The following is a 10,641-nucleotide window of genomic DNA, read 5'->3' as shown; positions in this document are numbered from 1 at the left end:
GCCTATCTCAATAAGCAATTCTCACTCTAAGACTTACAAGACTGGGATGCACCCGGGAGGAGGGAAGAGGGAAGAGGGAGGAGGGAGGAGGGAGGAGGGATGAAATAATTATTCTGTGGGCGTTTTGGTTTTTTTGGAATTGGGTCTTTTGCTTCGTTTTTGAGCGCTTCTGCCCCCCAACCCCCCAATCTGGGAGACTTTAGGAGAAGAGTTTTGATTTAAAGATTTTGGTTTAGCTTTAGTTCAAAATCCTACTTGGGGGAGATTTAGGGGGCTGAGGAATTTGTAATCGAAGGGAAGAATTTCATTAAATTCGTGTTTGTTTCCTATTAACGTGAATTCGATAGAGTTTTTTCGCTTCGGTATTTAACGCTTCTGCCCCCCAACCCCCCAAATCTGGGGGACTTTCGGACAGGATTTCTTGCTCAAAGTCCCCCAAACTTGGGGGATTTAGGGGGCTGCCTGGAGTGATCGCCACAGCGAGGGATTTCATCGAATTCACGTCCTATTAAAGTTTCGTTCTTCAACTAGTCAAAAAATATTCTATGGCTGCATTACCAGAATTGAATACAGAGACGATTTGGGCGATTTTGAATGATACGATCGATGACGACACCGTTAATCGTTTGGTGTGGCATTATTTGGGCTATCGCGATGTCGAAAAATGGGACACTTCTCAAGTCGATGTCGAATGGAAAACCGCCTATCCAGAACCGCCCAATTTTATTGAGAGTCGTCCGGCAACCGTGAAATTGACGCGATCGATTCCTCCCCAAAATAAGCAGCTTCTCAAAGAAAAACTTGGCTTTTCAGGTTACAAAGTGGATGAATTGATTCCTCGCAAAACGCGACGGGCGACGATGGCAAACTGGTTGTTGAGCTACATGCAGACGAATGGCGTTAGCATTTAAGCGGTTAATTTGGAGGTCAAAATGGCGATCGAACGTAGAATGTCTCGGCTGATGTTTCTCCCTAGCGAAGAGGTGCAGCTACGGCAAATGTGCTTTACGCCCGGCAAGCTATATCAACCCGGAAAGTATATTGCTGGCGAGTTGCCCGATGTCGCATTTGATATGGGACTGGTCGATCGACTGCCTCCCGTGCGCGGCAAAAGTGAAGAAATTGAGCCTGAAAAACCGCCCGCAGCATGACTGATCCCTATGCCTGGATTGAGCAGTCTTTGGCAACCATTCATCGCGCAGGCTGGCATCGATCGACGCAAGCGATCAACAGTCTTCCGGGGGCGGTGATTGAGATTGAGGGGCGATCGTATCTCAACTTTGCCAGCAATGATTATTTAGGATTGGCAGGAGACGATCGCCTGATTCAAGCTGCGATTGACGCGACAAAAGAATGGGGCACAGGCAGCACAGGTTCTCGACTGGTGACGGGACATCGAACCTTACATCGTCAACTTGAACACGCGATCGCTAATCTCAAACAAACCGAAGATGCGCTGGTGTTTAGTTCTGGATATCTGGCAAACTTGGGCGCGATCGCCGCTCTGACAGGCAAACGAGATTTAATTTTGTCAGACCAATACAATCATTCGAGCTTGAGAAATGGCGCGATCGTCAGTGGTGCCACGATTCTCGATTTTGATCACGTTGACATGCAGAATTTAAGACATCACTTAGAGCGGCAGCGTTCTCAATTTCAACGTTGTTTGATTCTCACGGATACTATTTTTAGTATGGATGGTGATATTTGTCCGTTGCCCGAACTGTTAGATTTGGCAGACGGATTTGGTTGTATGGTGTTAGTCGATGAGGCGCACGCGACGGGGGTGATGGGTTCATCAGGGGCGGGCTGTGTCGAACAATTGGACTGTCGAGGACGATCGCTGATCCAAATGGGAACGCTCAGTAAAGCGATCGGAAGTCTAGGCGGATATATTACAGGATCGGCAACGCTAATTGACTTTCTTCGCAATCGTGCCCCAAGCTGGATTTATACCACTGGGTTATCACCTGCGGATACGGGGGCGGCGATAAGCGCGATCGAATTGGTGCAACAGGAGCCACAACGCAGAAAACAACTCTGGAACAACGTAGCGTTACTCAAAAAATTAATCTCTGATCAACCGCATCTAAAACTTTTGCCATCCAATTCTCAAATTCTCTGCATACAGTTGCCCGATGTCAAAACTGCGCTAAAAGCCGCCCAAACTCTGAAAGATTGTGGAATTTTTGCCCCAGCGATCCGTCCGCCAACGGTGCCCACTAGCCGCATTCGGATCACCCTTATGGCAACCCACACGTCTGATCAGATTCAGCAGTTGGCTTCTGCTTTGGAATCAATTTGATGTCAGGTTTGACAGAGCATTTCAGAGGGCGGGCTTGCCCAACTGTTTGCGCTGCGTCAAGACGCGATTAGACGCACCAGTCGAGTCGATTTTGAGTCGCTTGCAGAAAGCCTTAGCCCTCGAACCGAAGCAAAAGGATGGCATCCGATTACAGAAACGCTACGACAAGCGTCAAGACCACTGATTTCTGTTTCTCGAAGATGCCACGATTCCACCGACCAATCGCTCTAGTGAGCAAGCCTTACCGATGAGCGTCGTGTTTCGCCTTCCGTCGTCAATACAGGCAAACAGCAGGGCTTGTACGAATTGGGATATCTTTATTGTTTACTCTTTAGAACGTTTTAATTCAAGAAGAACAAAAGAAACTTACTCAAAACTCAATGCCCCAAATTCTAATCGTTTTATCTTCGCTGCCACTGATCAGAAGCGATCCTTTATGGTTGGCTCCGAGAGATTGATCTTCACTCACGGCCACTGCTGTTACAAGACTGGAATGTCCTTGCAAAAGACAGACTTCTCGCCCTTGTTGTAAATCCCAGATTTTGATGTTGCGTTGACTACTACTGATTAAATGTTTGCCATCTACCGTAACCGAAGTAATACCTTTAATTTGTTTTTCGGGCGGCTTTATCTTTTGTTCTGTTTTTAAACTCCAGGCTTTGATCAATTGATTTTTGCATTTAGCAATTAGTATATCTTGATCTGCATCTAGCAAAAGTGCATATACAGTCGTACCCGCATTTAGCGTAAACAACTCCTCTCGCGTATGCAAATCCCATCCCTTGATCACGCCATCTCGACTGGCAGTGACTAATATCTCTTGATCATCGCGATACCGAAAATGACGAGTCGAAAGTGCAATCGCCGTCACTCCTGCCTGATGCCCTGTCAAAATGTGAAGGCATTCAAATAGACGATAAAAACTGTAGTGCTGCAAAGCTTCTGTTGCCTGATGATCTGAGCGCGATCGCAGCAGCCAATACGCCACTTTTTGCACTCGTACTGACGAATCCTCAAGCGCCCCAAGTAGCAACTTCAAGCTAATCTGATCTGGTTTTTGTAAGCTCCATTTTTGCAACTCCCACAGAGCCGCGATTCTCTGGTCTACATGGGGACTTGTCAATCTGCGCTCAATGCCTGCAAATCCGCCCAAAACCAGACTGCCAGGCGGCGCGCTAGCGATCGCTTGACCTCCTAATACAGCATCATCTTTTTTAGGCTGATGGGATGCACTCGTCATGATGAATGGGTGAGCAGCAACCTTTAGTTTAGAGGATGTTAGAAAAATTTTTGGTGATGATACACAAACTCGCCAGCCTCTGGGGTCGAAACTTGGCAATCAACAAAATAATCTTAATTTGCAAGCGACTGAAGTGATTTACTTCCTAATCTTTGACAGAAGGAACTGGAGTTGTGAGAGAACCTCATTAGTCTGCACCCAGAGAGTGAGACATTGACATCCCCAAACTTCTCTTTTTGTAGAGGTGCGATCGAGGGCTTTCACCTATTCTGATGCTATCGAGAAAAAGACCAACTTAACCCTCTACTTATCAGCAACTCTTATGATGAACCATCTCGGACAACCGATCGAACTTGCTCAACAAAGTGCAGGCTGGGTGGCCATCTGGTGGCACTGGGCAGGCTACAAAATTGAAATGGGATTTTTCCCAACTGCGACTCTGGCCTGGGATACCATCACTGATTTAATTCAGCGAGAAATTGCAGTGCGGGCGCTGTTGGAAGTTGTTGAAGAATGGCGAGAAAACACTCAGATTAGCGATCGAGAATATGAAACCAGCACCGAAGCTTTGATTCAATCTGTTCTCGTCTAAATTCTCCACAGATATAAGATTGCTGGATCTTCTGATTGCACTTCAACCACACGATCTGGCTGCCAGTCTCCCATATCAAAGTCGTGTGAGAGAATGCGCGTACCGGGAGAAAGTTGAGCCAGTAAGGTAGGACGAAGTTTTAGATTTAGATGCGGCAGTAAATATAGAATGACGATCGTCGCCCCACTAAAATCACTTTCAAATAGATCTTGTTGAAGAAAAGTGACGCGATCGCCAACACCCGATCGTTGGGCATTTTCAAATCCCTGACGAACGCGCTTAGGATCGATGTCAATGCCCACTCCTTGAGTGCCAAATCTTTGAGCCGCTGTGATCAAAATTCGACCGTCTCCACTGCCCAAGTCATAGAGAATATCGTCTGAATTTACCTCCGCCAAAGTCAACATCGCTTCGACGACCTCGGCAGGCGTGGGCAAATAGCCAATATCAGGCTTCCATTTCACTCGCTTGGGAGTTGCTTCATTGTTTCCTTGACTGATCACATGACCCACCTGACACAGCTTTCATATTTTCGCACGCTGTTTTGAGTCCCTGGGCAAACAAAAATCCCAACTTTTACAAAAGACTTGTTCTCAGTTGCATCAGTTGCAGTTGAGGCTCAAGCTGGCCCTTTTAAAGCATCCTCTAAGAATGATTTCGCGAGTCTTAAGTTTGTCCAAGTCAACTCGATTAAGTTGCTGAAGAGTTTGAGAGAGGTGAGGGCGATATTCTTTTACGTACTGAGAAATTTCATTCCAAAGTAGCAGTGCTGGAATTATACTTAGAAATTCTCAAATCCCCTGAAAGTCGCACGCCTTAGCAGAGCCAATCAACTCAGCCCCACCCAATCTAGATCAAAAGTATTACGATCGCCCCCGAAAAACCAAGAAACTGATACGATAATTCCTCTACCTGTTGGCTCCTTCTGGGTTATCTGGTAACCTGTCGGGAATCATGACGATCGCGCATTACCAGTGAGTTTAATGTCAGCCAGTCCCTTTGCCACCACTGACTCGATTTCGTTAGAGCAGGCGCTCAAACATTACTTTGGTTACGATAGCTTTCGGCCGGGCCAGCGTCAGATTGTTGAGCAGGCTTTAGAAAATCGTGACCAGTTGGTGATCATGCCCACGGGCGGCGGCAAATCGCTGTGTTTTCAACTGCCTGCCCTGCTGCAACCGGGACTGATGATCGTCGTCTCGCCCCTGATTGCGCTGATGCAAGACCAAGTAGAACTGCTGCGCGATAATGGCATTGCTGCCACGTTTCTCAACAGCAGCCTGAATCTAGAAGAACTGCGATCGCGCGGTCGGGCCGTTCTCAATGGTCAGATCAAAATCCTCTACGTTGCACCAGAGCGGTTACTGAGTGAAGATTATTTAAATTCCGTCTTGCCACACATGCGCGATCGCGTGGGAATTTCTGCCTTTGCGATCGATGAAGCTCACTGTGTTTCTGAGTGGGGGCATGACTTTCGACCTGAATATCGGCAGTTAAATTATTTGCGGCAGCGCTATCCTGACGTTCCGATTTTGGCTCTGACTGCAACCGCCACGCCACGGGTCAGAGACGACATTGTTAAACAATTGGAACTGCGATCGCCGATTGTTCATGTCGCCAGTTTCAATCGTCCCAACCTATACTACGATGTTCGTCCCAAAACCAAAAATTGCTATGCAGAACTCGTTCAACAGATTCGCCAAACGCCCGGTTCTGGAATCATTTATTGTCTCAGTCGCAAACGAGTCGAAGAAATTGCTGAGAAGCTGAGAAGAGACAAAATTTCTGCACTGCCTTACCACGCTGGACTAGACAATCAGACTCGGACTGACAACCAAACTCGCTTCATTCGAGATGACGTGAGAGTGATGGTGGCGACCGTGGCATTTGGAATGGGAATCAACAAGCCAGACGTTAGATTTGTGATTCACTACGATCTACCGCGCAACATTGAAGGGTATTACCAGGAGTCAGGCCGAGCAGGACGAGATAATGAACCGTCGCACTGTACGCTTTACTTCGGGACGGGTGACATCAAAACGATCGAGTTCTTAATCAGTCAAAAAGTCGATCCAAATACGGGAATGCCGCTCGAAGATGAACAGCGCATCGCTACCCAACAAATGCGTCGAGTCATCAACTACGCCGAAGCGACCGAATGCCGCCGCACGATTCAACTCTCGTATTTTGGCGAAACTTTTCCCGGCAACTGTGGCAACTGTGACAACTGTCGATTTCCCAAACCGATCGAGGACTGGACGATCGAAGCTCAAAAGTTTCTCTCCTGCATTGCTCGCTTTGCTCAAAAAAATCAGCACTTTGGGTTAATGTACACGATCGACGTGCTGCGCGGCTCCAAAGAAAAGCGCATTCTCAGCAACGGACACGACCATCTTTCAACCTATGGCATCGGCAAAGATCGCACCGCCGAAGACTGGAAAATGCTGGGACGATCGCTGATTCACCAGGGGCTGATCGACGAAGCCACCGACGGCTATTCCGTTCTCAAGCTCAACGACCTGAGTTGGCAAGTGCTGCGAAAACAAAGAACCGTAATGATTGCGGTTAGTCAGATTAAGCCGAGAGTCACCGTTACGCCGATCGCGCCCGTCAATACTGCTGAAGCCGAAGAACTCTACGATCGCCTGCAAAAACTCCGCAAGCGAATCGCTGATGAACAATCCGTTCCGCCTTATGTGGTGTTTTCCAATGCCAGTTTGCGACTGATGGCCCAGCAACAACCTCAAACACGCGGACAGTTTCTGCAAATTTCTGGCGTGGGCGATCGCAAGCTTTCTCAATACGGCGACGTGTTTTTGACGGAGATTCGCGACTTTCGATCAGAAAACGGCTTATCGATTCAGGCTGAAACCTTCTCTGCGCCTGCGGCTTCTCCACCTCCTCCAACGCCCTCAACGCCCTCAAACGAGGCCAGCTACACCCAGCTATACACGCTCGAACTGCACCACAAAGGCATTAAGCCTGCCGACATTGCCGAACAGCGCAACATTCGCCTCTCTACCGTCACCACTCACCTCGCTGAACTGCTGGAAATGGGCTATTTGGTGGAACTCGATCAACTCGTCGCCTCAGACCGCAAGACTCGAATTTTGAAAGCGATCGAAAAAGTAGGCGATGATTCCCTAACGCAACTGCGCGATTATTTGGGCGAAGTGTATGGCTATGACGAGATTCGGCTGGTGCGGGCTTGGTGGCGACGGGAGAATGAGGGATGAGGGAGAACTTCGATGATCTGTTCCCCCTTTGGGAGGTAATCCGCTGCGCGAGGAGGGAGGAGAGAGGAAATTCTATATCCTTCACGAGTAATCTTGAACCGAAAATCCCGTCTGAAAGTCTCTCAGGCGTTGCTGATTGGAGGGATGAATCTGTGAGAGGTGTCCATCTTTTCGCCCCCTAAATCCCCCAAAATTGGGGGACTTTGAACCTTGGGTTTCTCTCCGCTTTGGGGCAATTTATCCCCTGATTCAGCAACGCCGTCCCTCAGAATTGGCAGCTTGGGGGCAGAAGGGCTAAACAACGAAAAACTTTGTCGAACTGACGTTGTTTGAGGTGGAGGGGGTTTGGGCAATCTTTGGGCATCGAAGTTTAAGTAAATCTCCTGGTAAACTTTCCGGTAACTGGTAGGAAAAGCCAGGTATCTATTCAAGACTGCTTCGACCATCTTTGCCCTTCAACCTTCACCTGAATTATGTTCTTGCGCCGAATTCTGTTGCCGACTCTTTCTGCTTTTGTGTTGATGCCTGGGGCAGTGCTTGCTCAAACGGCCACGCCGACTCCTGCGCCTGCTGCCTCTCCTGCTTTGCCAGCGTCCTCTGTAGCGAATCTGCTGCCGACTAATACACCGGGCGTTTTTTTGCTCAACACCAATGCAGAATCCTGGGAAGCACTGAGTCGGTTTGGCTTGTTTCCTAAAGATATGTCGTTTCCGGGACTGTTTTATCCGGTAGGGACGGGCATGAATTTTTATACCGACGTTCAGCCGTGGTTAGGAGATCAAGTTGCGATCGCCCTTCTGCCCGCCCGTGAACAAAAAGCACCCAACCAATCGCTGATCATTTCCTCAGTCAAAGACGCGACCAAAATTCCCAGATATTTAGAACGCCTCAAAGCCAGCAAAAAGAAAGCAGCGATCTCTTCCAGATACCCGCAAGGGGTCGAGCGTCAATACAAAGGCATCACCATTTTGGAATGGGAACCCGAAAAAGTCGCCCCCTGCGAACCTGCTCCAGCAGACGGAGAAACCGTAACCTTTGCGCCCAAAAAGACGAAACCTCTCAAAGCCCAAAACTCAAAACTCAAAGCCGACTGCTCATTAGATCAACCGCTCAGTCGGGCAATCAATTCGCTAACCGCTCCTCTTTTGACCAAACCTTTACCGCCTTTACCGCCCACGTCATCAGACAAAACTGCTCCTACCGAGGTTGCTCCCCATACGCCGCCAGGGTTTGCGATCGCCATTCTCCCTAATTTTGTGGTGACTGCGACGAATGGGGGAGCGATCGAACAACTCATCGATGCCCAAACCGAAGGCAAACTAGCCGATAATCCTGCCTTTCAACGGACGGCTCAAAAACCTCAGTTTCAAAAGGCGCTGATGACGGGATACGGCGACTACATGAAGCTTTTTGCCGCTTCTACACAATTTAATCAAGAGCAGTTCAAAAATTTGCCGCCGGGGTTCCCCATGCCCAAAATTGATCCCAATCAAATCGACATGTTGGCAAAATATTACGACACGGTAGACGGCTACCTTTGGGCAGAGTCAGACGGAATGCACATGGAGGTCGGCGTTCACTTTAAGGAACCTGTGCCCCAGGCGACGATCGACGCGATCGCAACTCCCAACCAGATTCTCGGACGATTGCCAGAGGTCAATTATGTCGTTGCCAATAGCAAAAATGTCGCGCTGTTTTGGCAGGTTTTGACAACGGGGCTAGAAGCCGAACCTTCGTTAAAGAAAGGCTTAGAGCAGTTTCGGCAGTTGAGTCAGAAGAATTTGGGACTGGACGATCGCGACGTTTTTCCCTGGATGACGGGTGAGTATGTGACGTTTCTCTATCCGACTCGTCAGGGCTTTATTCCAGCAGTGTTTCCTAACGTGGATCTGGGGTTTGGCGTGATGGTGCAAACGAGCGATCGTCCCGCGGCTGAGGCGGCTTTCAAAAAGCTCGATCAGATCGCCAGAACGCGCATCGGCAAAGATATTGTTAACACTCGCAAACTTCAGGGGCAACCCGTCACCGTTTGGGAGGGCCCGCTCATGGGCAAACCGACCAGCTTTTTGTCGCACAGTTGGGTTGACGAAGACACAATTTTGCTATTGATGGGTGGCGGAGCCGTCACAGAATTCAGTCCCAAACCTGCGAGAACTTTACCTCAGTCCTCCAACTTTAAGGCGGCGATCGCTCCCTTCTCGGATGACAATCTGGGCTATTTCTACGTCAACGGAGGCGCAGTGATGTCGCTGGTGAACAATGCAATTTTGCCTGTATTTATGGGTCGCCAGAAGACAGGCAGCGTTCCCTTCATCGACGAACTCAAAGCAACATTGGGCAGCATTCGGAGTGTGAGTGGCGCAAGTTTTATTCGGTCAAACAAGATTCAATCAGATGGCTTTTTGGCTTTGGCAACGACGCGCACAACTTCGATCAGCGCCAGTGAACTGCTGGAATCGGGACAAAAGAAACTCGCCGAAAATGATTTTGGAGGCGCGATCGCCAATCTCACCCGTGTTCTCAACCTTGAGCCTCAAAATGCCCAGGCTTATCGCGATCGTGCCAGTGCCCGGTTACAATCTGCCGATGGTCAGGGAGCCGTTGAAGACTATTCGCAAGCCATTCGCCTCGATGCCAAAACTGCCGAAATCTACCAGGGACGAGCCAACGCTTATTCGTCTCTCTTTGATTATCAGAAGTCCCTTGCGGACTGGAATCAAGCAATCCAACTCCAGAGTGACGAGTCCGAATTTTATGTTTCACGAGCCGGAGTGCGCGGATTTTTGGAAGACTTTAAAGGCGCGATCGCCGATGCCGATCAAGCGATCCGTCTCGACCCTGAAAATAGCTTGGCTTACAACACTCGCTGTTATGCCCGCGCCCGTGGATTGGGTGACTTTAAGGGAGCGTTGCCCGACTGTGAGAAAGCGATCGTCCTCGATTCTGAATCACAGGATAATCTGGCGAGTCGCTGTTATGTTCGAGCCAACTTAGGCAACAAAAAAGCGCTAGAAGACTGCAATCTTGCCATAGAACTGGATGCCGAAAACCCTTCTCTCTATGAAGATCGCGGACTGGCCCACGCCGCCCTCAAAGACCAGCCATCCGCCCTGGAGGATCTTCAAAGAGCGGCTGAACTCTATCAAACGCAGGGCAACGTGATAGCACAGCAGCGAGTTGAGAAAGCGATTCAGAAGTTGAAGGGATGAGGGATGCCTGACTGACAAAACTAAGAAGGTGGAATGCAAGAGAGGGCAGTGAACTCACG

Annotated in this window: 10 protein-coding genes; 7 read left to right on the top strand and 3 right to left on the bottom strand. The window is 49.0% G+C overall.

Annotation, left to right across the window (positions count from 1 at the left end):
- Positions 1–307: 307 nt before the first annotated feature.
- On the bottom strand, positions 308–493 hold the full coding sequence (locus ACKFKH_RS13990; RefSeq protein ID WP_446858920.1) for a hypothetical protein: 186 nt from the start codon (positions 491–493) through the stop codon (positions 308–310).
- Positions 494–545: 52 nt separating this feature from the next.
- Between ACKFKH_RS13990 and ACKFKH_RS13985 the strand changes: the two genes are divergently transcribed.
- The 4 genes from ACKFKH_RS13985 to ACKFKH_RS13970 are packed head-to-tail and all read left to right on the top strand — an operon-like array spanning position 546 to position 2,489.
- Positions 546–911, top strand: a complete 366-nt coding sequence (locus tag ACKFKH_RS13985) for a DUF1823 family protein (RefSeq protein ID WP_446858919.1) — start codon at positions 546–548, stop codon at positions 909–911.
- Positions 912–932: 21 nt separating this feature from the next.
- Entirely contained in the window at positions 933–1,151 is a 219-nt protein-coding gene (locus tag ACKFKH_RS13980) for a hypothetical protein (RefSeq protein ID WP_446858918.1), read from the top strand.
- Complete coding sequence (bioF, locus tag ACKFKH_RS13975) at positions 1,148–2,305, top strand: 8-amino-7-oxononanoate synthase (RefSeq protein WP_446858917.1); 1,158 nt, start codon at positions 1,148–1,150, stop codon at positions 2,303–2,305. The genes ACKFKH_RS13980 and bioF overlap by 4 nt, the downstream gene beginning before the upstream one ends.
- 34 nt (positions 2,306–2,339) lie before the next feature.
- Complete coding sequence (locus tag ACKFKH_RS13970; RefSeq protein WP_446858916.1) at positions 2,340–2,489, top strand: hypothetical protein; 150 nt, start codon at positions 2,340–2,342, stop codon at positions 2,487–2,489.
- A 186-nt stretch (positions 2,490–2,675) separates the two neighbouring features.
- Here the strand turns inward: ACKFKH_RS13970 and ACKFKH_RS13965 are convergent, their stop codons facing one another.
- On the bottom strand, positions 2,676–3,545 hold the full coding sequence (locus tag ACKFKH_RS13965) for a hypothetical protein (protein ID WP_446858915.1): 870 nt from the start codon (positions 3,543–3,545) through the stop codon (positions 2,676–2,678).
- 322 nt (positions 3,546–3,867) lie between these two features.
- Between ACKFKH_RS13965 and ACKFKH_RS13960 the strand changes: the two genes are divergently transcribed.
- Positions 3,868–4,137, top strand: a complete 270-nt coding sequence (locus tag ACKFKH_RS13960; RefSeq protein WP_446858914.1) for a hypothetical protein — start codon at positions 3,868–3,870, stop codon at positions 4,135–4,137.
- Here the strand turns inward: ACKFKH_RS13960 and ACKFKH_RS13955 are convergent.
- Positions 4,134–4,640: an SAM-dependent methyltransferase gene (locus ACKFKH_RS13955; RefSeq protein WP_446858913.1), complete on the bottom strand. Its 507-nt coding sequence runs from the start codon at positions 4,638–4,640 to the stop codon at positions 4,134–4,136. The two genes, ACKFKH_RS13960 and ACKFKH_RS13955, sit on opposite strands and share 4 nt — an antisense overlap.
- A 480-nt stretch (positions 4,641–5,120) precedes the next feature.
- Here ACKFKH_RS13955 and recQ point away from each other — a divergent pair, with 480 nt between their 5' ends.
- The gene (gene recQ / locus ACKFKH_RS13950; RefSeq protein ID WP_446858912.1) at positions 5,121–7,373 is read left to right on the top strand and encodes a DNA helicase RecQ; all 2,253 of its coding nucleotides are present in this window, start codon (positions 5,121–5,123) and stop codon (positions 7,371–7,373) included.
- A gap of 473 nt (positions 7,374–7,846) precedes the next feature.
- Positions 7,847–10,582, top strand: coding sequence for a DUF3352 domain-containing protein (locus ACKFKH_RS13945; protein WP_446858911.1), 2,736 nt, complete (start codon positions 7,847–7,849; stop codon positions 10,580–10,582).
- Positions 10,583–10,641 lie beyond the last annotated feature (59 nt).

The sequence above is a fragment of the Phormidesmis sp. 146-20 genome (genome assembly GCF_052939475.1).
Note: the sequence above shows the minus strand (reverse complement) of the source record. Positions and strands in the feature narration are given on the sequence as shown.